We start from the raw sequence: 23672 nt of genomic DNA, 5'->3' as shown, positions 1-23672 counted from the left end.
CAATCTATCGCCACATTTCAAAATACGAGTCCTGCGGCGCCTGAAAGCAATTTCAGGTTGTCATCCGTCGCAGAAATTTTTCGCGTTGGCGGTCCATTTCCCGTAGCCCGTCGCCACCAGATTGGCGATGACACGGCAGACATATTTCTTCTGCGCCGAGTCATTGTTGGGGCCGGCATGATAGCGGGCGACCGCCATGGTCCAGGTTTCATGCCTGTTGTGAAGGTTGCGCAGGAACATGGCGGCATATTCCACATTGCGGCGCGGATCGAACATTTCCCGCGCGGATGCGAAGTTTTCGCCATGGAAATAATGATTTATCTGCATGCATCCGAGGTCGATCAGCTTGGCGCCGTTGCGCTTCGCCGCGTCAAAAGTGGTCAAAGCCTCCTCCGTGGAGGAGGCAAATACCGGTTTTCCCTCGATATTCATGGCGTTGGGGTCGAGACGCCCCTTGCGGCCCGTTTCGGTCAGCCCCACCGAATAGAGAATTCCCTCCGGCACGCCATATTTGCGTGCCGCCGACTGGATCTCTCTTTCACAGACACCTGACGTTGCCGAAGCGGACGCATTCTCAGAGGTAGACGCCATTGTCAGCAGAAGAGCGGGCAGAGCCAGAAACGCCATCCATGCCTTCATTATGCACCCCCAAATTATCGCCATTGCCTTGCCGGCCGCCCCGTGCTCCGGACTCGTCACGGTTGCGCCCGGCGGCGGCCTGCTGACCCTGCTGCTGCGCCTGCTGATTTTGCTGATTGTTGCCTTGTGTGCCCGTTTGGTCACTCTTGTCGGAAGAAGCGATGCTGATGGTGATGTTATCGACCGTCAGACCCTGCGCCTTGAGACCATCGAGGATGCTCTTGCTGTCTTCCTGGAGCTTTTTATAGGCCGCAACACTCTCCACCGTCATGTGAACGGCAAGCTCGTCACCGGCAAGACGCAGCGACATTGTCACCGATCCAAGCTCAATCGGCGTCATGTGCAGCTTCAGCGTATGGACGACCTTGCCGGTGCTGCTCTGGGCCGCCGCATTGGAGAGCGACGAACCGGGCTGCATGGCGCTCACCCATTCCGGATCGTTGACGATCAGGCCGGTCAGGGCCGAAGCGTTGGTCGAGGGCGCCAGGCCGATGAACCGCCGCGAATCGAGAACCGTTATGGTGTCGGCCGCCTTGCCGGTGCTTTCGCGTGCATCGAACTCGACACGGCCTTCACGCTGAACGGTGCTCATATCCAGAGCCCGCGCCGCGCCTGAGCGCGGAGACGAAAAACGGAATGCCGAGGCATCCCCCTCGTTTTCCGAAGCCGAGCCCGCCTCATTACCGGCTGGTGCGATCCCTGTCGGCATGTCCTTGTCCGAATGCTCGACCTTGCCCCGGACAGGTTCAGCACGGTCTAATTTCACCGGGTCGGCCTTGCCGGCAATCGCCTGGGCAATTTCCTCAAGCGGTGTCTTGGCCGTCGCCATATCGGCGGCATTGGCCGTCACCAGCTGCAGTTCCGCCAGCTTCGGATCGATCGTATCGTCCGTCACCTCGGCGTCCTTGTCGGCGTCGTCCTTGAGCTTCTTGCCGGGCTTGCCGTTTTCAGGCGCGGTGCGGGCCGTTTTCACGGCGCTCTGAAACTCGGCCACCGTCTCCTGGGCACGACCTTCGCCGGCATGCTCGTTGACGATCACATTGAGAAATGTTGCGGGCCGCTTGACCGGGACATCCATCTTTTCCGCCTCGCCATCGGGCTGCGCCTGCTGTTCTTCGGCCGGGTTCTCGTCCTGCTGATGCCGCGAATGCAGCGCCTGCGGCGGGCGCTCGTCCCGAACCGTGGAAAGGGCATCGCCGAAACTGCCGCCCTTGGCGTCGTCCCTGACGCTGGCGCTGCCAGCGCGCGGATCGGATGGCGGCGCATTCACTATCGCGTTGATGGTTGCGTCGATCATGGTGCCCCCTCGCCTTTCTTCAACAGGCTGTCGATTTCATCGAGCTTGCTGCGACCGCTCGTCACGAGTTGCCGCACGTTGTCGCCCTCATCGTCAGCCTTCTGGATTTCGACCCGCCATATGCTTCTTGCATCGGCAGCGTTCGCTTCGTGTTCGGGCGCATTCCGCCCGGTGTCCTTCGTGGCCGCAGTGTCGGCCTCGACACCGGACTGCGGGGAAGGAGGACGAACCACCTGCTCGGCAATCGCCCTTGCCGCCTCCCGCAAGGCCCTGTCCCGATCCGAAAGCTGCGCTTCGGGAATTTGCCCTATTGTCTCGATTGCGCTCACCACATCGGGCGTGCCGATGTTGGAAAGGCTTTCATAGAGATTTGCCTGTACTTCCGGCTCACCCGGCAGCGCAGGAGACAGCGCCTTCGCCTTCAAAGCCGCCATGCGCGCCAGCGAATCCTTGCCGCTGATCGCCGCGAGGCGGGAAAGCCGAAGATAGGCTTCCTTCTGCCTCTCGGTATCCATCATGGCGAAGGTTTCCTGTATCGCCTCCTCCCCGATAGAATCGGCGCGCTTGACCACCAGCGAGACCAGAAGGTCCGCGAACTGGCTGGCATAGGGCGAATGCAGGAACCGCCGCGCATAACGCTGCGCATAATCGACGCCGCGTGCCGCATCGCCATCCTCGACCGCGATGGCGAGCGAACGGCGCAATGCCGCCTCCTCGACGATGGTGCCCGGCGCTTCGAGCCGGGCGATATCGTAAAAACCAAGCGCCGCCAGCGGATCGCGCGGGATCGTCACATTGCCGCCGATCAGCGCCAGATAAGCGCCGATCCGCTTGCCGCGATATTCCGGCACCATGGCCGCAATGCTCTGCGCGACAAGCGTTCCCTTGCCGGAGAGGTATTTGCGCAGGATATCGGCAACGCGGCTGTCGAAATTGCCATCCACATCGCGCGCGACCAGCAGTTCCAGCGTGGCCGGATTGCCGCCGCTCATCGCATAGATAAGCGCCGCATCGACATTGCGCGGATCCTTGAAGATCGCCGAAGGCGCGCTCTTCAGCCGCTCATCGATGGTCTGGAGTAGAAATCGCTGCATTTCCGAAGCGGAATGGTCGCCCATGGCGACCGAATCCTGCACGAATTGCAGGGAGCGCAGCATGGCATAGGGCATGAGATTGTCTTGCGACTGCGAAAACGCCCTGCCCGGCTCGGAGCCGAGACCGCAAAGCGTCGCCGCAAGAAGAAGCCAGCGTTTCGAGGTTTTCGTCACACTCACCCCCGATCGGCCTCAAGCAGAATTTCGATGCGGCGGTTGGCGTCCGCCAGAGGGTCCGCCGGCACCTGCAATCTGCGGTCCGCAAAACCCGAGACCTGCTTTACCCGCTCTTCCGAAAGGCCGCCGCGCACCAGCATGTAATAGGCGCTGTGAGCGCGATCCATGGAAAGCCGCCAGTTGTCATTGGCCTCGCCCTTGAACTGCCGTCCGTCGGTATGGCCGCGTATCACCACGCTGCCACCGCGCTCCTGAAGCAGTTTGCCGATTTTTTCCATGGCCAGAACCATTTCACGCCGGGGAACGGCCGATCCGATATTGAACATCGGCGTTTCCGTCTGGTCGGAAATGGTGAGCAGCAATCCGCCTTCGGCCGGCGTCACCACCAGACCTTCGGAAAGCTTGCCGGTAATACCGGATATCTGCTTCTCGATCTCCTCGCGCAGCGTGTCGGCCTTCTCCCAGTCGGCATCGCTGGCCTTTTGCTGTGCATCGCTCGCCTGTCGCGGCTCGTCCGGCTTTGGCTGTGCGAGCGCTGCCTGCTCGGCCGCATCCGGGCGCTGCTGCGGCACAACGGCGGCGACTTCCATCGGTTTGCCGTCTTCCGCCTTGTCGGCCGGTGTCTCGGACGACTTGAGCGCGACCGCCTGAGCGTTTTCGGCCGCATCCTCCTGTGTGCTCTCGGCGAGTTGCTGCTGTTCAACCGGTTTCTGCGGCTGATCGGCGCGGGTGATTTTCACCTGCTGGGTCCAGAAATCGGGATCGAACGGATCGCGATAGGCTTCACCGCCGCTAGCGCCCGTCGCCGGGCCGGAATCGGCGGCACCGCCCTCACCCTTGGCGCTGACATTGGCCTGCTGGCCCACCTGCTGGGCGATTTCCGCCAGCACGGAATAGGGATTTTCGAAAAAGTCCGCTTCGGAGAAGTTCGACTGCTCACCGGTCTGCGAGGTCAGGTCTTCGCCCGTCGCCGCGGCCGAGCCTTTGGTAACCTTTTCCGCCTGGATGTTGGACTGGTCCTTCTTCTGGACGCCCTCTTCCTTATCCACCGGCTTTTCCAGCCCCTTGGACGAGGGTTTCTCATCGGACAGCTTGATCGGGTTAAAGTAGCTGGCGACCGAGGCTTTGGTTTCCTCATTGGCGGCATTGACCAGCCACATGACGAGGAAGAACGCCATCATCGCCGTCATGAAGTCGGCATAGGCGATTTTCCACGCACCGCCATGGGCGCCGTCATGACCGCCCTTGTGGCGCTTGACGATGATGATCTCGTTTTTACCGTGGTGGTGATTTTCGCCTTCACTCATTTCATCACCTTGCGAAGACTGGACGCCCAGGCGGACATGCGCGTCACGAACACGCTTTCACCCAACTCGACGGAAAGATCGATATCGGTGGTCTCGGTAAATTTCATCGTTTCTTCTTCAAAGCCCGGCTGGGTCTTCAGCCGCTCGAACAAATCTTTCGGGCCTTTCACGACAAGCGTGACCCCTTCGCCATCCGGCATGGCGCTACGCACCACATCCGCCAGCGCCGAGACCGCCTTGAGCGACAGCTTTTCCGTCAGGAGCGGAGCAAGGATATTGGCCGTCTGTTCGCTGAGATTGGCCGCAATCGCGTCGATACCCTCGCGCAGACCATGGGACAGGGAGGCCGCGATTTCTTCGAGATGACCCGAACGCAGGGTCTCCAGCTCGGCCGCATGGGCAGCGATCAGCTCTTCCCGCTCCGCCTGCATCTTCTCGGTAATCTCGCGGGTAGCATCTTCGCGGCCGCGGTCATAGGCCGCCTGTTTCTCGCTCTCCACATCGACGGAAGCAAATTCGTCGAAACCGGAAGCGCCATCGGCAAAACCGGACAGGAAATCTGTATCGGCCAACGGGTCGCCGAAGGCCTGCGCCGCCGGTTGCGGTTGCGCTTCACCGAAGTCCTTGAGAAACCGTGCAATGGACGCGCTCATGCCTGCCCCCGGCAAAACAGGAGAAAGGGGCCAGACATGTTTCGTTGCCCGCGCGAATCGCAAAAGCCTCGCCGCATTTCCGGACGGAAAACCGGGGTCCACTTTTCCTGGAAATGCTCTAAGCCGTTTGGCGGCACCACCGTCATCCTTGCTACCCTGCCCGTCTCTTCCACGTTTCCCGGCCGGATCACGCCATGCGATCCGCCCCATATTGACCCGACGTTAGGTGTTCAAACTTGTGCGAGGATGAAGGCGGGCTCGATCAGGAAGCCTGCGCCCTTTCATCCCCGCGCGCCCACGCCGGCCAGACCCGTTACTTGAAGAGCTGGAGGATATTTTCCGCATTGGCGTTGGCGATGGAGAGCGCCTGGATGCCGAGCTGCTGCTGCGTCTGCAGCGCCTTCAGCCTGGTCGATTCCTCGTTCATGTCGGCATCGACGAGACGGCCGATGCCCTTGTCGATCACATCCATCAGGCTGGAAACGAAGTTGTCCTGCATGCTGATGCGGCTCTGCAGCGAACCCAGGCTGGAAGCCGTGCTGGTCATCGCCTCAAGCTGCCCGTCGACGAAGGACATCATCATGTCGATGGCGTCTGCGTCGGTATAGGTCGTGCCGCCGCCGGCAAAACCGCCCATGGCTGCGGCAACGATATCGAGATTGCCGAGATCGAGGGTGGAGACGGAAAAGCCGAGGGAACGATCGGCGGAAGCCGCTCCGCTGCTGGTATCGTAAAACCAGTCATTGCTGCTGGTGTCGCGATAGGCGGGAGAAACGGTGGTGCCGCCGCTCGACGGATCCGTCCCCGTCACCTTGACCCATACATTTTCGGCAAGGCGGAGATAATTGGCGGTGCCGTCGCTATAGACATTTGGATCCGTATTCGTATCCGTCGTCGCGGCATTCAACGCGCCGATTTCTGCATCGGTGAGCTTCGGTACGACAAAACCCGCCTCCGTCGCCGTGCCGGCGGTCGTCGACGTCTGGGTGACTTCGTATTCCGTCTTGCTGACGAAAACAGCGTTCTTGTCGAGAATACCGAGCTTTCCGCCACTGAGGTCGAAAAGCACGGTGCTGCTGTCGAGCGTGTAGTCAACGGTGGTGACACCGACATTGCCCGAGCCTGTGCGGGTGAAGGATGCAACGACCTTTTTGGTGATCGATTCCTCAACCGGCGGCGTGCCACCGTTGCTGATACTGGCCTGCAGCCAGTTTTCACCCGAGAAGGAAGCCGATTCGGAGATGCTTTTCAGCTGTTCCTGAAGCTGCTTGATTTCATCCTGAATCTTGCTGCGGTCGGCGCCGACGCCATAGGCGGCAACGAGCTTGGCCTTGATCTGCTTGACGACCTCGATCGTGCTTTCAAGCGCGTCATAGGCGGTGTCGACCTTGGCGGCGCCCAGACCCAAAGCATCCTGCACGGCCGAAAGCGCATTGTTGTCGGAGCGCATCGTCGTTGCAATGGACCAGTAGGCCGCGTTGTCCGCCGCAGTCTCGACACGATAGCCGGAGGACACGCGCGCCTGCGTCGTTTCCAGATTCTTGTCGATCATCCGCAGGGTTTGCAGCGCGGCCATTGCCGCCGCATTGGTCAAAATGCTGGTCATGGGGTCCACCCAACTCAAAATTTAAGAAAAAATCCGGCGCTGTGCCGACAACGAGCAGGGGCATCATGCGCATCGGCAATGGTCTGAACCGACCACCGCGACCTGCCGTTCGTTAACAAATCGTTAATGCGATAGGTAACAAACAACGAGACTGATTTGCAAGGCGTTCCTCGCTTTCGCAGCCGGGTTTCGCATAAACCGGCAGGCTTCAGGCAAGCTCGGGTTAAAACGCACCGGAACGAGGCCGTTGCGCCCGCGATTTCGGCGCGCGCAACGGAGATGACGGAAATAGGGAGCGGGCGATCCGGTTAAGCCGCTTCGCCCTGACGGGTGGGCACGAATCGGGCAGCCGTCAGGCTTTGACGAAGAAACTCGGTGTTCTCGTCCGGATTTTCGGAAGGGTTCTGAAACGAGACGTGATTGATCTCAATCGCCGCATGTTCGTTGGCGAGCGTCAATCGCGCATAGACCGTGGCGCCCTTCGGCTTCAGTTCGAGATCGAGGACGATCTCCGGCGCGCCTTCCCATTCGAGCTTATATTCGCCGCCGGCGCCGAAATTGATCGTACCGGGATGATAATAAAGCTCCGCAGCCGATGAAACGAGGTCGGCGATACTGCCGTAGCACTCGAATCGGAGCAGCGAAATCAGGTCGGCCGGGTCTAACAATCGAAGTTCGGTGGCGATCGGGTTGATCGCCTCTGCGACGATCATCTCCCGCTGTTCGGAATAGGCGGATTTTTTCATTGGTTTTATTGAACCCGTATTTTCGATGACTTCATGGCGTAAACCCGGTGAACGAGTTCAGCCACAGCCTTGTAAAAGACTGGTGGAATCACACTATCTACCGAGACTTGCGCAAACATGGAGCGTGCAAGCGGCGGGTCTTCAAAAACGGGGATATTGTTTTCTTCCGCAATCTCGCGGATTTTCAATGCGATAAGGTCCTGACCCTTGGCGACGACAACAGGTGCGTCGCCTTCTTCGCGAACATAACGCAGCGCCACCGCAAAGTGTGTCGGGTTGGCGATGACAAGTGTGGCGCGCGGCACATTGTTGATCATGCGGCGGCGGGCACGGTCGCGGGCGATGGAGCGCTGGCGGGATTTGACCACGGGGTCGCCCTGCGACTGCTTGTATTCTTCCTTCACCTCATGCTTCGTCATCTTCAGCTGGCTGAACCAGTGATGGCGCGTCCACAAAACGTCGACGGCGGCAAGCAGCGCGGTCGAAAGCAGAATCACGACCATCATCTTTTTGACGATCTCGACCACCCGGACGAAAATCACCTGCGGATCGGAGAACATCAGATCGATGAGGCTGTAAAAATCGCCACGCAGGGCAAGGAACATGATGACCGAAACGATCATGATCTTGAATACGGATTTGCCGAATTCAACGAAACCCTGCTTGCTGTAGATGCGCGTGAAGCCCTTCGCCGGCGAGACGCGCGACCATTGCGGACGCACCCGCTCAAGCACCGGCGACGGCAGGTTCTGGAAAAACGACGAGGCCAGCCCGAAGACGATGAACATGATCATCGCCGGCATGAGCAGATAGGCCATCGAGGTGCCGAGAAAATACAATAGCGACAGGGCATCCGGCCGGGTGCTGAGGTCCCACTGTTCGGGCTGGCCGAACAGGTCCTTCAATGTCACGCCAAGACGACCGGCGCCATCGGGCAGGAAGAAGACCAGGTAACAATAAAAGGCAAGCGACGAGGCAAAGATCGGCACTTCGCGGGAAAAGGGAAGATTGCCCTTTTCCGCCGCATCGCGGAGTTTTTTCTCCGTCGGGGCTTCTGTTTTACTGTCCTTGTCCTGATCGTCTGCCAAGGCACGTCCCCGGGATCAAAAAAAGGCCCGCCGATCCCGGCAGGCCGTCATTCCCGAAACTAGCGTCCGTGACCGGCCATCGCAATGGCCGCTTCCGCCGTAAGGGCGGGTTATCAACCGGCTTCCGCTTAAGCCGCGGCCGGTTGTTCCTCCGCGGAGGCTTCCTTCAGCTGGATCTGGCCGGAATTGGCGAGCCGGATCGCTTCCTGCGCGACGGCGCGGCGTGCAATTGCCACTTCGCGGGTGTTGATTGAGGCCTGCGGCACCGCAAGATCCGATTCGATCATGCGGCGCTGGCGCGGGCTGATGCTGGAGAGCACGCATTCCTTGATTTCCATCGTGGCGCCGCGCAGCGCCATCGTCAGAACATCGGCCGAAACATCGTTGAGCAGCAGGACGCGGCTGCGCTGCGGCATGAACATGAGGTCGTCGAAGAGGAAGATCTTCGGCTTGACCTTGTTTGCGGCTTCCTTGCTGAGCGTCTCGAGCGAGCTGAGCAGCGTATCGACCTGCGGCTTGTCCAGTTCGTTCATCAGATCGGCAACCTTCGTGGAACCGCCGGCATTGCGCTCGGCTTCGATTTCGTTGATGAGGTTGACCACACGCTTCTCGATGATCTGGGCAGCCGTGGGGCTGACTTCCTTCATGTTGACGGTGCGGTTCATGATATCGGCGCGCTGCTCTTCCGGAATGGTCAGGAGAACCTTCGCACCGAAGGACGAGGGCAGCATGGAAAGAATATAAGCGATGGTCTGCGGATGTTCGCGCAGCAGGAACTTGCCGACGAATTCCGGCTCGGCTTCCTGCAGGCGGTCCCAGATCGATGCTTCATAGGCCTGGAAGGCCGCGCGGCGGCCGAGAAGGCTGTCCACCTCTTCAGGGGTGAGGCCTTCTTCGAGAATGCTCTCGATTGCCTTGGCATTGTCCATCAGACCCGTTCCTTCGGTGAACAGGTCCTCGAACTCGGCTACGATCTGGGCAAGCTCATCGGGAGGAATGACGCGCAGGGTCTGGGCCGAGGAAATGATCATCTGCAATTCGTGCTGCGTGAAAAATTTGAGCAGCTTGCCGGCGACGCCCTTGCCCATGGCAAGAAGCACCGCGGCCGCCTTGTCGGCCTGAGACAACGGTTTCCCTGCCAGGGGGTTACCGAAATCCTCGAAGTCCATCATGGTCTTTCCTCTCCGTCCCCACAGGGATCAGGCTTTTCGCGTACTCAGTACTTCAATCAATTTTACGCCGAAGCGCGTATCGTCGTCTTCCAGAACCGTTATTTCACCGCGCGCAATACGGCGGCCATTCACCATGATTTCGACCGGCTCGCCGATCTTGCGGTCGAGTGCGATCGTCGCTCCTTCTTCAAGGCTCATCAGCCCCGAAACGAGCATTCTGCTGGTGCCGAGAACGATCTGGACATCGATCGGGATGTCCATGATCATTTCCATGTTTTCGGACAATCCGCTGCCAAGCGGCGCCTTCACGCCCGCAACCTGCGGGGCGGCGGCAAAATCATCCATCCCAAAATCGGCCGTTCCGCCACCGAAAGCGGAAAGGTCGGTATCCGTCGAAGCCTCGTCCGTGCTTCCGAAATCGCCGAAGTCGCCGAAATCGGAGAGCGAACCTTCCGCATCCGTCTTGAGGACGCCACGCAGATCGCCGATAGCCTGGTCGAGGTCGCCGCCGTCTTCAAACGACGGCAGCGCCGCATCATCGGTCACAGGTGTTTTCTTCGTAGCCATGCGCTGATTATTCCCTTTGAAACTTGCGTCAGCCTGCCCAAATCCCCGAAGGCCGGGCAGGATTTTAACCCATCAAATGTCGTAAGATCTCGTCGTCCGTGCTGACATTGTTCTTCACCCGAACCATGTAGCGGTCGCCGGACTTGCCGAATTCGCAATTGTAGAGCTTGGAACCGTTGGCGCTGACCTCGACGCCGATATCGTCCTGCTTCAGAGACTGGAACGGAATGACATCGCCGGCCACCAGCTTCGAGATCGTCCTGAGCGTCAGCGTTTCGAGCTTGATGCGCGCCTCGAGCGTTACCTGCGACCGCTTCACCTGCTCCGAAATCATCTCCATCCATTCCTCCTGCTTCTTCAGCGCCTGGGCCGAAGCCTTGGGGGCAACAATGGAGGTCTTGAGCAGGGGTCGCTGCGGCACGATCAGCGAGAATTCCGACGATACCTTGCCGATATCGATCTTCAGGCGGATGGTCACGCCGTAAAGGCCGGCGATCATCTCGTCGAAGGCGCTTTTACCGTTGGAATTGAACGGCGGATCGATGGCCGCCTCAAAACCGCCCGGCGCGTTGACACCGGAGCGCAGGACACCCGCGATGCGGCCGAGAACCATGGCCGCGAGGTCGAGCTCGATATGGGACAGGCTGCGCTCGTCCGGTTCGCCGATCATGTCCGGCGACGCGCCCAGCATGCGCTCCATGAGCGCGATGACGAAGCCGTTGCCGACCGTCATCATGAAATTGGGGCACCAGTTGCGCAGGGAACAATCGGCAACCGCGACATTGCGCCCGACATTGGCGATCAGGTCTGTCATCAGTCCCGATTCGGAACCGACATATTCGACGTCGATCGCTATGCCGGTCTCGCTGTGGAAGATATCAGGCAGGAATTCGCTGTAGAGATGGCCGATATCGGAACCGATCTTGGCGATCGTCTTGCGGTCGGACAGCCCTCCCGTCAATTTTGCGAGCAGGGCGGTGTCGATGGCGGGTGCTTGTTGCGCTGCAGCTTTTGCCATCGTCATGCCGCCTTGTTTTCGCCGCCGGGGTTCATCATCTCCTGCTCGACGGCGTCAATCGACGGCCGCTCGTAGTTGGAGATGGTCTTGCGGCCGTATTCGAGTGCGACCTGCGGCACCGAGCCGTTCATGTAGGCGATCAGCGTCTGCTTGACGATGATGTAGAGGCGGTGCTGCTTGGTGCGGACGATCTTGACCTGCGACGCCAGCGGGTTGCAGATCGAATAGGACAGGATGATACCGAGCATGGTGCCGACGAGTGCGGCGCCGATCAGGCCACCCAGCACTTCCGGCGATTCGTTGATCTTGCCCATGGCCTTGATGACGCCGAGAACCGCCGCGACGATACCGATGGCGGGGAAGGAATCGCCCATGGTGGTGATCGCGTGATAGGGTTTCAGCTTGTCGTTCAGGATGGTCTCGATTTCCTCATCCATCAGCGCCTCGATTTCGTGGCTGCGGGCGTTGCCGATGATGATGAGGCGGACATAGTCACAGATGAACGAGGTCAGTTCCTTGTTTTTCAGAACCGAGGGCGCGCTCTGGAAGATCGAGGATTCTTCCGGATTGTCGATATGGGCCTCGATCTCGTTGCGCGATTTCGTGCGCAGATCGCGCATCAGCGAATAAAGCACGCCGAGCACGTCGAGATAGTTTCGCTCCTTCGGGACCGAATGCTTGAAGGCCTCGCCGAGCGCCTTGCCCGAGTCCTTCACGACCTTCATGGGATTCGCCATGATGAAGCCGCCGAGACCGGCGCCGCCGATGATCATCAATTCGAACGGCTGAATCAGCACGTCCAGATGACCGCCCATCGCCATATAGCCGCCGATGATGCAGCCGAAGGTGATTATAAGTCCAATTACAATATTCATTGATCGACCACGCCCGAACAGTGTTCCATGCCGCCATGTCTAAAAAATGTGGCTTGCGTGAACCTGTCCGCAAAGCCTCTCCCGCGCTGCCGCCTCCAGCCAGTTTCGCACAAGCAAGCCACGGCACTATGCCGGCAAAGGCGGACGTGCGCCTTGAGATCGGGATCAAACGAGAGCGGCGGTTCAGTGACTTCCACCTACACCAGCTACAGACTGATCAGTCAGGATATCGGCAAATCGCTTGAGCGGGTGTCGGAGCAGCCCGACGTGGCGCGCGAGACCGAATATTATCGCGCGAAGATCGGCGATGTGAAATCCATCGACGACTTCATGGCCGATACGCGCCTTTACAATTACGCGCTGAAAGCCCACGGGCTCGAGGACATGGCCTATGCGAAGGCCTTCATCCGCAAGGTGCTGACGGAAGGCACCTCGGACAAGGACGCCTTCGCCAACAAGCTTTCCGACAGCCGTTATTCGGATTTTGCGAAGTCGCTGGATTTTGCCGGCCTGGGGGCCGCGGGAACCTCCACCGAGGCCGCCAAATCGGGCGTCATCGGCAAATACACCCGCCAGACGCTGGAACAGGAAGCCGGCGACGACAATAACGGCGTCCGGCTCGCCCTTTATTTCGAACGCAAGGCGTCAACCATCACATCCGGCCTCGACTTTCTGGCGGACGATGCGCTCGCGCAGGTGTTTCGTACGGCCTACAACCTTCCCGACGAATTTGCCGCCGCCGATGTCGACAAACAGGCGGCGCTCATCGAAAAAACCATCGATATCAAGGATCTGCAGGATCCCGAAAAGGTCGGCAAGCTGCTCGAGCGTTTCACCATCATGTGGGAAATGCAAAACCCCTCGACGACCTATGACCCTCTCGCCGTTTTCGGCTCCTCCAGCGGCTACGGCATTTCACCCGACCTGCTGATCTCCATCAACTCCCTGAAACTCGGAGGCAAATGATATGCAATCCGGACTATACGTCGCCCTGTCCTCGCAGATCGCGCTGGAGCGCCGTCTCACCACCATTTCCGACAACATGGCGAATGTGAACACGGTCGGCTTCCGCGGCTCCGAAGTGAAATTCGACGAAATGGTCGCCAAGAACCACAATGACATGAATGCCCGGGTGGCCTTCGTTTCGCAGGGCAACGACTATCTTTCCACCCGTCAGGGCGCTTTCGAGCAGACCGGCAATTCCTTCGATTTCGCCATCAAGGGCGACGCCTGGTTTTCGCTGGATACGCCCGACGGCCAGATTCTGACCCGCGACGGCCGTTTCACCATGCGTCCAGACGGCGCGCTCATCTCCTCGAACGGTTATCCCGTTCTCGATGCCGGCGGCGGTCCGATCCAGCTCAATCCGAATGGCGGCCCGATCACCGTCGGTCTCGACGGCGCCATCCGGCAGAACGAAAACATCGTCGCTACCCTCGGCATCTTCCAGGCGGATTTCTCGCAAGGGTTCCTGCGTCATCCCAATAGCGGCGTGAAGCCGGTGGCCCAGCCGGTTCCGGTGGTCAACAATCATGAAGTCGGCGTCGTTCAGGGTTATCTCGAACAGTCGAACGTCAACGGCATTTCCCAGATGACCCAGCTCATCCAGGTCAACCGCGCCTTTGAAAGCATCTCCTCGCTGATGCGCGATACCGAATCGACCTTCGGCGAAGGCATCAAGACGCTTGGCGGCGCGCGTTGAGGAACTGAGTAATGACAATGCCGGAATCCATGCTCTCGGCTGACGCCATTTCACCGAAGCTCGCACAGCTCGCCAGCCTCGCCGGGCATTATGCCGATCCGGAGTTTTCGGTGGCGCATGGCGGCCATGTCCGCACCATCGCCGCCGGGCACTATACGGTTTCCGGCCTGTCGCGGCATGTGCGGCTTGGAGAATTCGTCGCCCATCGCAGCGCGACCGGCATTCATCTCGGCGAAGTCGTGCGCGTGGAACCGGACATCTGCTATGTCTGCCCCATCGAGCCCGGCGAGCCGATCGGCATTCACGACACCGTCATCCGCAAGGGCGCCTTCCGCGTCTCGCCCGACGACAGCTGGTGCGGACGCACCATCAATGCGCTCGGCGAACCTATCGACGGCCAGGGGCCGCTGGCCTCCGGCATCGAGCGCCGTTCGATTTCCAACAATGCGCCACCCTCGATGACGCGCAAAAGGGTGGAGACGCCTTTCAAGACCGGTGTGCGCGCAATCGATATCTTCTCGCCGCTTTGCCTCGGCCAGCGCCTCGGCATTTTTGCCGGTTCCGGTGTGGGCAAATCCACGCTGCTGTCGATGCTCGCCAAGGCAGACGCCTTCGACAAGGTGGTGATTGCGCTTGTCGGCGAACGCGGCCGTGAAGTGCGCGAATTCATCGAAGACACGATGGGCGAGAATATGAGCAAGTCCATCGCCGTCGTCGCGACGAGCGATGAAAGCCCGATGCTGCGCAAGATGGCCCCGCTTTCCGCCGTCACCATCGCCGAACATTTTCGCGATCAGGGCGACAATGTCCTTCTCATCATCGACAGCGTGACGCGCTTTGCCCATGCGATCCGCGAAGTGGCGGTCGCTTCGGGAGAGCCTCCGGTGGCGCGCGGCTATCCGGCCTCGGTCTTCACCGAACTGCCGCGCCTTCTGGAGCGGGCGGGACCGGGCGCGGAAGGCACCGGCACCATCACCGCCATCGTCTCCATTCTGGTGGATGGCGACAATCACAACGATCCGATTGCCGATTCGACCCGCGGTATTCTCGATGGCCATATCGTGCTCGACCGCAGCCTTGCCGAAGAAGGTCGTTACCCGCCGATCAATCCGCTCGCCTCGATCTCGCGTCTCGCCAAGAAGGCCTGGACGCCGGATCAGGAAAAGCTGGTGTCGCGCCTCAAGGCGCTGGTGCATCGCTTCGAGGAAACGCGCGATCTTCGCCTCATCGGCGGTTATCGGCCCGGCACCGATCCTGATCTCGACATGGCGGTGAAGCAGGTCCCGATCATCTATGAAACGCTGAAACAGCTGCCGAGCGAACCGGCGGCGCAGGATGCCTATGCCGATCTGGCGACCGCATTGCGCGGGGGAGCACAGAATGGCCAGCCCCAAGTAAACCCGAGAATGAGAGGCTGACCCGTGAACAAGAAGCGGAACGACACTAGCCATGATGAAGACGTGCTGCCCAGGCCCGTTTTCTTTACGCCCGACCGTATTCTCGCATGGACGGGCATCGGGCTTGCGGCTGCAGCAGCCTTTTTCCCCTGGTACGTGTTTTTCAACGAAGAAAAATTCGGCATGAAGGTGGCGGGCGGCGACCGCACCCGCGATCTGCCCCATACCGGCCCACGGGAAGTCTTCAGCGTTTCGCCAATGGCCATGACCAACCGCAACAAGGAAGACACCCCGCCGCCGGCGGAGCTGCCCGACATGCTGACGACGGCGACCGTGAACGCAGGCGGCAAGGAAAAACAGAACAATCTGGCAGCCGGGATCGAGGATCAGCCGTTCCCCGGCCAGACCTCCTTCCGTCTGCTGCATGTTTCCAACGGGCGCGCCCTGATCGAGGACGGTTCGGGCATGTATATGGTGAGGGTCGGCTCGACGCTGCCGGACAATGCGTTGCTGACGAAGATCGAGCAGCGCAATGGCGAGTGGCTGATAGAGACGTCTTCCGGGAAAACCTATCGCCCTGAAAAATAGAAGATCTTTCTCTGGTTCGAAAGGCGCGCCGCATCTGCCGGCGCGCCTTTTTTTGTTTGGGCAGGCCGCATCCATATCCGCGTCTTGCGCCGTTCCGCGCCTTCTCCCCTCTCCGCAAGTCTGACGCAAGATTAGCCCCGTAGGTTCGGGCCATACGAGATGGAGAAGTCTATGCAACCGATTCAACTGTTCGATCTGGCATCCCGCCAAGCGGAATGGCTGAGCGTGCGGCAGGAAGTCGTGGCGACCAACATCGCCAACGCCAACACCCCCAAGTTCCGCGCCAAGGATGTCAGCCCTTTCGAAGCGGTCATGCAGGCCACCAGCCAGCAGGTCGGCATGGCGAGGACCAACCCTGCCCACTTCGGCGAGAGCACCCTCAGCGACAACATCGCGGTGCGCGACAACCCGGTCAATAACGAGATCGGCATGCAGGAATCGGGCAATTCGGTCGCGCTTGCGGAAGAAATGACCAAGACCGGCGAGATCAAGCGGCAGTACGAGCTGAACGCCAATCTCGTCAAATCCTTCCATCGCATGATGCTGATGACGGTTAAGAGGTAAACCATGGATCCCTTGAGTGCGGCGAGCAAGATTGCCGGCAGCGGCCTGGAAGTGCAGTCCACACGACTGCGCATCGTCTCCGAAAACATCGCCAACGCCAGATCGACCGGCGACACCCCCGGCGCCGACCCCTATCGCCGCAAGACCATCACTTTCGGTTCCGAGCTCGACCGTGTCAGCGGCGTGGAGCGCGTGACGGTGAAGAAGCTCGGCGTCGACCGTGGCGATTTCATCAACGAATACGATCCCGGCAATCCGGCCGCCGACAGCAACGGCATGGTGAAGATGCCGAACGTCAACATCCTGATCGAAATGGCGGACATGCGCGAAGCAAACCGCAGCTACGACGCCAATCTTCAGGTCATCCGCCAGACACGCGACCTCGTCGCCTCCACAATCGACCTTCTGAAGGCATCGCAATGATCGACGGTATCAAGCAAGTCAGTTCCCTTTCGCTCACCCGCGGCGCAAGCGGCATTTCCTCGCTGACGGAAAGCGTTTTCGGCAGCGAGCAGACGACGCCCGCCCAGCAGACGGGCGCCAGCTTCGCCAGCGTTCTCGGCAATATGTCGGTGGATGCGATGAACAATCTGAAGAAGGCGGAAGTCGCTTCCTTCGAAGGCATTCAGGGCAAGGCGAATACGCGTGAAGTGGTCGATGCCATGCTTTCGGCCGAACAGTCGCTGCAGACCGCCATCGCACTCCGAGACAAGATCGTGTCGGCCTATCTCGACATTACCAAGATGCAGATCTAGCCCAGCAGGAATATTGACATGAGAGCTCTTGCCATCGCTGCCACCGGTATGGACGCCCAGCAGACCAATCTGGAAGTCATCGCCAACAACATCGCCAATATCAACACCACCGGTTACAAGCGCGCGCGTGCGGAGTTCACCGATCTTCTTTACCAGACCGAGCGCATGCAGGGCGTGCCGAACCGCGCCAACCAGGCGATCGTGCCGGAAGGCGCCAATATCGGCCTCGGCGTGCAGACCTCGGCCGTGCGCAACATCCACACCCAGGGCAACCTGATCGAGACCGGCAACAAGCTGGACGTCGCGATCATCGGCCAGGGCTGGTTCCAGATCGAGGCGGCGGACGGTTCGACGCTCTACAGCCGCGCCGGCGCCTTCAACAAGAATGCCGACGGCAATCTGGTGACGATCGATGGCTATAACGTCATTCCGAACATCAATATCCCGACCGATGCGCAGGACATCACCGTTACCCGCACGGGGCAGGTGACCGCCCGTATCGGCAATGCCACGGAATTCACCGAACTCGGCCAGCTCACCATCGCCAACTTTGCCAACGAAGCCGGCCTGAAGCCGCTCGGCGACAACCTCTTCGCCCAGACGCCGGCTTCCGGCGACGCGGTGATCGGCGTGCCTGACGATCCGAGCTACGGCTACATCAAGCAATCCTACCTCGAAGGCTCGAACGTCGACGCCGTCAAGGAAATCACCGACCTGATCACGGCGCAGCGCGCCTACGAGATGAATTCCAAGGTCATCACCACCGCTGACGAAATGGCTTCGATTGTCAGCAAGAACCTGAAGTAAGAACGGAAAGGCAGGCGAACATGAGGTTTGGCCGGAAACATAGCAGCAGCAGAACGGCGCTCGTCCGTATATGCCTTGCGTCTGCCTTTTCACTGGGCGCCCTGACGCCCGCTCTTGCCCAGGCGCCGATGGCGCTGGTTCCCACCCGCACGATCTATCCAGGCGAGACGATCACGCCCGAACAGGTGAAGCCGGTGGAAGTGACCAATCCCAATATTTCCTCGGGTTATGCGAGCGATATCAGCGAAGTGGAAGGCATGATCTCCAAGCAGACCCTGCTTCCCGGACGCACGATCCCCGTTGCCGCCCTGCGCGAACCCTCGCTGGTGGTGCGCGGCACCAGCGTCAAACTCGTCTTCACCATCGGCAATATGACGCTGATGGCTTCGGGAACGCCGATGACCGACGGCTCGCTCGGCGAAATCGTGCGGGTGCGCAACATCGATTCCGGCGTCATCGTCAACGGCACGGTCATGAAGGACGGAACCATTCAGGTGATGGCGAAATGAGAGTGCTTCGTATCCTGGCCGCGGCCATTCTGTTTTCGGCCCAGCCCTTCCTTTCCGTTCCGGCAGCGCACGCGGATACATCCCGCATCAAGGATATCGCATCGCTGCAGGCGGGGCGTGACAACCAGCTGATCGGTTATGGTCTCGTGGTCGGCCTGCAGGGCACGGGCGACAGCCTGCGCTCCTCGCCGTTTACCGAGCAATCCATGCGCGCGATGCTGCAGAATCTCGGCATCACCACGCAGGGCGGCCAGTCGAACGCCAAGAACATCGCCGCCGTGATGGTGACGACCAATCTGCCGCCCTTCGCCAGCCCCGGCAGCCGTGTCGACGTGACGGTCAGCTCGCTGGGTGACGCCTCGTCGCTGCGCGGCGGCACGCTCATCATGACCTCGCTTTCCGGCGCGGACGGCCAGATTTACGCGGTCGCCCAGGGGGCGCTGATCGTCAACGGCTTTTCGGCGCAGGGCGATGCCGCGACGCTGACGCAGGGCGTCACCACCTCCGCCCGCGTGCCGAATGGCGCGATCATCGAGCGGGAGCTGCCGTCCAAGTTCAAGGATTCGGTCAATCTGGTCCTTCAGTTGCGCAATCCGGATTTTTCGACGGCGGTGCGCGTCGCCGATGTCGTCAACGCCTTTGCCCGCGCCCGTTATGGCGATCCCATCGCCGAGCCGCGCGATTCGCAGGAAATCGCGGTGCAGAAGCCCCGCGTCGCGGATCTCACCCGGCTGATGGCGGAAATCGAAAACCTGACCGTGGAAACGGATACGCCGGCCAAGGTCGTCATCAACGAGCGCACCGGCACGATCGTCATCGGCGCGGATGTGCGCATTTCCCGCGTCGCCGTCAGCTACGGAACGCTGACCGTGCAGGTGACGGAATCGCCGCAGGTCATCCAGCCGGCGCCATTCTCACGCGGCCAGACGGCCGTGCAGCCGCAGACGGATATCATGGCATTGCAGGAAGGCAGCAAGGTCGCCATCGTCGAAGGGCCTGACCTTCGTACGCTGGTTGCCGGTCTCAACAGCATCGGGCTCAAGGCGGACGGCATCATCGCCATTCTGCAAGGCATCAAATCCGCCGGCGCCCTTCAGGCGGAGCTTGTGCTGCAATGATGGAAACTCGCAAGAACAACGCTTTCCCGAATGGCCTTGTCCGCTTCGCGGCCGTCGCCTCGCTGCTTTTCCTGCTTCCCGCCGCTGGCGCCGAAAGCCAGCAGAACGTGGTTTCGGAACTCAGCACGCAGGATGAAATTCAGAAATTCTGCACCAACATCGCCGATGCGGCCCGCGACCAGCGCTATCTGCTGCAAAAGCAGGAGCTGGAAAAGCTGCAGTCCGACGTCAACGAGCGCATTGCCGTGCTGGAAGACCGCAAGGCGGAATATGAGGACTGGCTGGCCCGCCGCGAACATTTCCTCAATCAGGCGAAGAGCAATCTCGTCGATATCTACAAGACGATGAAGGCCGATGCCGCCGCGCCCCAGCTCGAAAAGATGCATGTGGAAATAGCGGCCGCCATCATCATGCAGCTGCCCCCGCGCCAGTCGGGCCTCATCCTTAGCGAGATGGATGCGCAGAAGGCCGCTGTCGTCGCCGGCATCATGTCGCAGGCAACCGATAAAAACACTTCGAAGGATCCTTCATGAGCACGCGTCGTCTTCCGGCCCTCCTCCTGCCGCTCGCTTTGCTTGCCGGCTGCCAGAACAACCAGACCCTGAAGGAAATCGGCAACGCACCCGCGATGAGCCCGATCGGCAGCGGTCTGCAATTCAGCCAGACGCCGCAAATGGGCATGTATCCGAAGCAGCCGAAACACATGGCGAGCGGCTATTCGCTGTGGAGCGACAGCCAGGGCGCCCTGTTCAAGGATCTGCGCGCGCTCAACATCGGCGACATCCTGACCGTCAACATCCAGATCAACGACAAGGCCGATTTCGACAACGAGACCGAGCGCAACCGCACCAATTCCAGCGGTTTGAACTGGAAGGCGGATGCGCAGGTGTTCGGCTGGAACCCGAAGGCCGATTCCAGCATCAATTACGGTTCCGACACCGACACCCAGGCAAAGGGCAAGACCAAGCGTTCTGAAAAGCTGACGCTGCTGGTAGCCGCCGTGGTGACCGGCATTCTGGAAAACGGCAACCTCATCATCAGCGGTTCGCAGGAAGTGCGCGTGAACCACGAAATCCGCATCCTCAATGTCGGCGGTATCGTCAGGCCGCAGGATGTGGATGCACAGAACATGATCTCCTACGAGCGCATCGCCGAAGCGCGCATCTCCTATGGCGGTCGCGGACGTCTGACGGAAGTGCAGCAGCCCCCGGTCGGGCAACAGGTCGTCGACCTGTTCTCGCCGCTCTGACCTCGGCACACGGGAACGGGACTGACCCATGGAAAACGAACAGGCTGAGGGCAAGAAAAAATCCTCCCCTCTGGTCATGACCATCGCAGGCGTTGCGATCCTCACCCTGCTCGGCGCGGGCGGCGGCTGGCTGGTGGGCGGCATGATCGCGCCGAAGATCGCCGGCGCGGAGGCCCACGCCCCGGCTGCCGCTGGCGGACATGGCGAGAAAAAGGAAGAGGGGATCGAGAAAATCTCGGCCGAGGCGAACGGCATCGTCCAGCTCGATCCCATTACCACCAACCTCGCCTATCCCGCGACGAACTGGGTGCGGCTGGAAGTGGCGCTGATGTTCAAGGGGCCGGTCGAGGTGGGTCTGGCGGAAGATATCCACCAGGACATCATGGCCTATGTCCGCACCGTTTCCCTTCAGCAGCTGGAAGGGCCGCGCGGCTTTCAATATCTTAAGGATGACATTCAGGAACGAGTTGACCTGCGCTCTCAAGGACGCGTATCCAAGGTCATGTTCCGGACCTTTGTCATCGAATGATTCGATTTCTTGTAACCATCGCCGTCCTCCTTGCCTTGCCGGGTCTTGCCAGTGCCCAGCAATTCCCGTCCGATCTGTTCAACACGCAGATAGACGGCTCCGTCGCGGCATGGATCATCCGCACCTTCGGCCTGTTGACGGTTCTCTCGGTCGCGCCGGGCATCCTGATCATGGTCACGAGCTTTCCGCGCTTCGTGATCGCCTTTTCGATCCTCAGATCCGGCATGGGACTGGCTTCGACCCCGTCCAACATGATCCTGCTGTCGATGGCGATGTTCATGACCTTCTACGTCATGTCGCCGACCTTCGACAAAGCCTGGACCGACGGCGTGCAGCCGCTTCTGCAGAACCAGATCAACGAACAGCAGGCCGTGCAGCGCATCGCGGAACCCTTCCGCACCTTCATGAACGCCAATACGCGTGACAAGGATCTGAAGCTTTTCGTGGATATCGCCCGCGAGCGCGGCCAGGAAGTGATGACCGACAATGTCGTCGATTACCGCGTGCTCGTTCCGGCCTTCATGCTGTCGGAAATCCGGCGCGGTTTCGAGATCGGTTTTCTCATCATCCTGCCGTTTCTGGTCATCGATCTGATCGTCGCCACCATCACCATGGCGATGGGCATGATGATGCTGCCGCCGACCTCGATTTCCCTACCGTTCAAGATCCTGTTCTTCGTGCTGATCGACGGCTGGAACCTGCTGGTCGGCAGTCTCGTCAGATCGTTCAACTGACGGCCTCTGTGCCTGATTGACACCCGTTAACCCTGTTTTTTAACCCCGCGTGCCCAGACACGCGGGTTTTGCGCGTTTTTACGCTTTGGTTACCAGTTTTTCTGGCGACTTGGTAACTATCTTTTTAAATAAAAAAATTACCATTTAACTAAATCAAAAAGTAACCATAAGTATTTTCCAATATTTCTTGGCCACCAAATTAATAATTGGGCAATTTTTCGCTGCGAATTTCTTTCTACACGCAGCGGGTTTGGTTTCTGAAACTAAGCATTTCCGAACCGAGTGGCATGAAGCCGAAACGTTGCGACCGGTAATACCAAACCCGGTATGTCCCCACTCCAGTATCTCGTAAAAACAAGGGACACATTTATTATGGCAAGCATTCTCACCAACACCAACGCAATGGCCGCTCTCTCGACCCTGCGTTCCATCGCTTCCGACCTGTCGACCACGCAGGACCGCATTTCTTCCGGCCTGAAGGTTGGTTCGGCTTCGGACAACGCTGCTTACTGGTCGATCGCGACCACCATGCGTTCCGACAACAAGGCTCTCGGTGCAGTATCTGACGCACTGGGCATGGGCGCTGCCAAGGTTGACACCGCATCTGCCGGTATGGAAGCCGCTATCGATGTTGTCACCCAGATCAAGGCCAAGGTCGTTGCCGCAAAGGAAGAAGGCGTCGACAAGACCAAGATTCAGGAAGAAGTTACCCAGCTTCTCGATCAGCTGAAGTCGATCGGCACGGGCGCTTCGTTCAACGGTGAAAACTGGCTCGTTTCCACCGCCAACGCCACCAAGACGGTCGTATCCGGCTTCGTCCGCGACGACAACGGCAATGTCAGCGTCAAGACGACGGACTACGCGCTGGATGCATCGTCCATGCTCTACACCGAAGCGACGCCGGGCACGATCGATGCCAACTCCGGTATCCTGAACGCTACCGGTGCAACCACCACCGTCGGCGCCAAGACCTACACCCAGATCTCCGTTCTCGACCTCAACGTCGGCACCGATGACCTGGACAACGCTCTTTACTCCGTTGAAACGGCCCTGACGAAGATGACCAGCGCCGGCGCCAAGCTCGGCTCGCTGTCTGCACGTATCGACCTGCAGACCGACTTCGCCGACAAGCTGTCCGACTCCATCGAAAAGGGTGTTGGCCGCCTCGTCGACGCCGACATGAACGAAGAGTCCACCAAGCTGAAGGCTCTGCAGACGCAGCAGCAGCTGGCAATCCAGGCTCTGTCGATCGCCAACAGCGACTCGCAGAACATCCTGTCGCTCTTCCGCTAAGAGCTGAACTTCTCATAGCCCTTCGGGGCTGGGGGACCCATTTTCTTCCCACATGCATTCGGGGGCTGACCAAATGCATATCCGGGCAGAAAGCATAAAGGTTCGATAGGCTGAATCGAACCGAATGCACCAGACAGGCCGCATCCCAAATAAGGATGCGGCCTTATCTTTTTTTTAAATATTTCGGG

At 59.8% G+C, this 23672-nt stretch carries 27 protein-coding genes; 15 read left to right on the top strand and 12 right to left on the bottom strand.

Going from position 1 to position 23672, the window contains the following annotated elements; genetic code table 11:
• Positions 1–60: 60 nt before the first annotated feature.
• The 12 genes from ACQZ5N_RS22245 to motA all read right to left on the bottom strand — a co-directional run bounded on the left by ACQZ5N_RS22245 (position 61) and on the right by motA (position 12239).
• The gene (locus ACQZ5N_RS22245) at positions 61–627 is read right to left on the bottom strand and encodes a lytic transglycosylase domain-containing protein (protein ID WP_448734131.1); all 567 of its coding nucleotides are present in this window, start codon (positions 625–627) and stop codon (positions 61–63) included.
• The gene (gene fliK, locus ACQZ5N_RS22240; RefSeq protein ID WP_448734130.1) at positions 575–1936 is read right to left on the bottom strand and encodes a flagellar hook-length control protein FliK; all 1362 of its coding nucleotides are present in this window, start codon (positions 1934–1936) and stop codon (positions 575–577) included. The genes ACQZ5N_RS22245 and fliK overlap by 53 nt, the downstream gene beginning before the upstream one ends.
• Positions 1933–3210: a chemotaxis protein MotC gene (motC, locus tag ACQZ5N_RS22235; RefSeq protein ID WP_448734129.1), complete on the bottom strand. Its 1278-nt coding sequence runs from the start codon at positions 3208–3210 to the stop codon at positions 1933–1935. Before motC ends, fliK begins: the two co-directional genes overlap by 4 nt.
• Complete coding sequence (locus tag ACQZ5N_RS22230) at positions 3207–4514, bottom strand: MotB family protein (protein ID WP_448734128.1); 1308 nt, start codon at positions 4512–4514, stop codon at positions 3207–3209. Before ACQZ5N_RS22230 ends, motC begins: the two co-directional genes overlap by 4 nt.
• Positions 4511–5167, bottom strand: a complete 657-nt coding sequence (locus ACQZ5N_RS22225; protein WP_448734127.1) for a hypothetical protein — start codon at positions 5165–5167, stop codon at positions 4511–4513. Before ACQZ5N_RS22225 ends, ACQZ5N_RS22230 begins: the two co-directional genes overlap by 4 nt.
• Positions 5168–5480: 313 nt before the next feature.
• A complete protein-coding gene (locus ACQZ5N_RS22220) occupies positions 5481–6773 on the bottom strand; it encodes a flagellin N-terminal helical domain-containing protein (RefSeq protein WP_020811422.1) in 1293 nt (430 codons plus the stop codon).
• 308 nt (positions 6774–7081) lie between these two features.
• The gene (locus ACQZ5N_RS22215) at positions 7082–7519 is read right to left on the bottom strand and encodes a hypothetical protein (RefSeq protein ID WP_004432518.1); all 438 of its coding nucleotides are present in this window, start codon (positions 7517–7519) and stop codon (positions 7082–7084) included.
• 5 nt (positions 7520–7524) lie between these two features.
• Positions 7525–8607 carry a flagellar biosynthesis protein FlhB gene (flhB, locus tag ACQZ5N_RS22210; RefSeq protein ID WP_004432517.1) on the bottom strand — a complete coding sequence of 361 codons (1083 nt, stop codon included), beginning with the start codon at positions 8605–8607 and terminating at the stop codon, positions 7525–7527.
• Positions 8608–8735: 128 nt separating this feature from the next.
• On the bottom strand, positions 8736–9779 hold the full coding sequence (gene fliG, locus ACQZ5N_RS22205) for a flagellar motor switch protein FliG (protein ID WP_020811423.1): 1044 nt from the start codon (positions 9777–9779) through the stop codon (positions 8736–8738).
• A gap of 27 nt (positions 9780–9806) precedes the next feature.
• Positions 9807–10346 carry a flagellar motor switch protein FliN gene (gene fliN, locus ACQZ5N_RS22200; protein ID WP_425647865.1) on the bottom strand — a complete coding sequence of 180 codons (540 nt, stop codon included), beginning with the start codon at positions 10344–10346 and terminating at the stop codon, positions 9807–9809.
• A 64-nt stretch (positions 10347–10410) separates the two neighbouring features.
• Positions 10411–11370 carry a FliM/FliN family flagellar motor switch protein gene (locus tag ACQZ5N_RS22195; RefSeq protein WP_035263931.1) on the bottom strand — a complete coding sequence of 320 codons (960 nt, stop codon included), beginning with the start codon at positions 11368–11370 and terminating at the stop codon, positions 10411–10413.
• Complete coding sequence (gene motA / locus ACQZ5N_RS22190) at positions 11367–12239, bottom strand: flagellar motor stator protein MotA (protein ID WP_004432509.1); 873 nt, start codon at positions 12237–12239, stop codon at positions 11367–11369. The genes ACQZ5N_RS22195 and motA overlap by 4 nt, the downstream gene beginning before the upstream one ends.
• A gap of 186 nt (positions 12240–12425) precedes the next feature.
• On the opposite strand from motA, the gene ACQZ5N_RS22185 reads away from it, so the two are divergent.
• The 15 genes from ACQZ5N_RS22185 (at position 12426) to ACQZ5N_RS22115 (ending at position 23484) form a co-directional block, all read left to right on the top strand.
• Complete coding sequence (locus tag ACQZ5N_RS22185; protein ID WP_448734137.1) at positions 12426–13205, top strand: DUF1217 domain-containing protein; 780 nt, start codon at positions 12426–12428, stop codon at positions 13203–13205.
• Position 13206: 1 nt separating this feature from the next.
• Complete coding sequence (flgF, locus tag ACQZ5N_RS22180) at positions 13207–13941, top strand: flagellar basal-body rod protein FlgF (protein ID WP_004432506.1); 735 nt, start codon at positions 13207–13209, stop codon at positions 13939–13941.
• Between the two features lie 11 nt (positions 13942–13952).
• On the top strand, positions 13953–15359 hold the full coding sequence (fliI, locus tag ACQZ5N_RS22175) for a flagellar protein export ATPase FliI (protein ID WP_020811273.1): 1407 nt from the start codon (positions 13953–13955) through the stop codon (positions 15357–15359).
• Between the two features lie 42 nt (positions 15360–15401).
• On the top strand, positions 15402–15926 hold the full coding sequence (locus tag ACQZ5N_RS22170) for a hypothetical protein (protein ID WP_233283552.1): 525 nt from the start codon (positions 15402–15404) through the stop codon (positions 15924–15926).
• 171 nt (positions 15927–16097) lie between these two features.
• Entirely contained in the window at positions 16098–16490 is a 393-nt protein-coding gene (flgB, locus tag ACQZ5N_RS22165; RefSeq protein WP_004432502.1) for a flagellar basal body rod protein FlgB, read from the top strand.
• Between the two features lie 3 nt (positions 16491–16493).
• Entirely contained in the window at positions 16494–16913 is a 420-nt protein-coding gene (flgC, locus tag ACQZ5N_RS22160; protein ID WP_020811275.1) for a flagellar basal body rod protein FlgC, read from the top strand.
• Positions 16910–17245, top strand: a complete 336-nt coding sequence (locus tag ACQZ5N_RS22155; protein WP_004432500.1) for a flagellar hook-basal body complex protein FliE — start codon at positions 16910–16912, stop codon at positions 17243–17245. Before flgC ends, ACQZ5N_RS22155 begins: the two co-directional genes overlap by 4 nt.
• Before the next feature lie 18 nt (positions 17246–17263).
• Positions 17264–18052 carry a flagellar basal-body rod protein FlgG gene (gene flgG, locus ACQZ5N_RS22150; protein WP_004432499.1) on the top strand — a complete coding sequence of 263 codons (789 nt, stop codon included), beginning with the start codon at positions 17264–17266 and terminating at the stop codon, positions 18050–18052.
• A 20-nt stretch (positions 18053–18072) separates the two neighbouring features.
• Complete coding sequence (gene flgA / locus ACQZ5N_RS22145) at positions 18073–18561, top strand: flagellar basal body P-ring formation chaperone FlgA (RefSeq protein WP_059760559.1); 489 nt, start codon at positions 18073–18075, stop codon at positions 18559–18561.
• Entirely contained in the window at positions 18558–19679 is a 1122-nt protein-coding gene (locus ACQZ5N_RS22140) for a flagellar basal body P-ring protein FlgI (protein WP_004432497.1), read from the top strand. The genes flgA and ACQZ5N_RS22140 overlap by 4 nt, the downstream gene beginning before the upstream one ends.
• Positions 19676–20212, top strand: coding sequence for a MotE family protein (locus ACQZ5N_RS22135; RefSeq protein ID WP_004432496.1), 537 nt, complete (start codon positions 19676–19678; stop codon positions 20210–20212). Before ACQZ5N_RS22140 ends, ACQZ5N_RS22135 begins: the two co-directional genes overlap by 4 nt.
• On the top strand, positions 20209–20928 hold the full coding sequence (flgH, locus tag ACQZ5N_RS22130) for a flagellar basal body L-ring protein FlgH (protein WP_020810646.1): 720 nt from the start codon (positions 20209–20211) through the stop codon (positions 20926–20928). Before ACQZ5N_RS22135 ends, flgH begins: the two co-directional genes overlap by 4 nt.
• A 28-nt stretch (positions 20929–20956) precedes the next feature.
• On the top strand, positions 20957–21457 hold the full coding sequence (locus ACQZ5N_RS22125) for a flagellar basal body-associated FliL family protein (RefSeq protein ID WP_059760557.1): 501 nt from the start codon (positions 20957–20959) through the stop codon (positions 21455–21457).
• Entirely contained in the window at positions 21454–22191 is a 738-nt protein-coding gene (fliP, locus tag ACQZ5N_RS22120; protein ID WP_059760555.1) for a flagellar type III secretion system pore protein FliP, read from the top strand. Before ACQZ5N_RS22125 ends, fliP begins: the two co-directional genes overlap by 4 nt.
• Before the next feature lie 372 nt (positions 22192–22563).
• Positions 22564–23484, top strand: a complete 921-nt coding sequence (locus ACQZ5N_RS22115) for a flagellin N-terminal helical domain-containing protein (protein WP_020810649.1) — start codon at positions 22564–22566, stop codon at positions 23482–23484.
• The last annotated feature ends 188 nt before the right edge of the window (positions 23485–23672 follow it).

Source organism: Agrobacterium sp. 22-221-1, from assembly GCF_053522445.1.
Note: the sequence above shows the minus strand (reverse complement) of the source record. Positions and strands in the feature narration are given on the sequence as shown.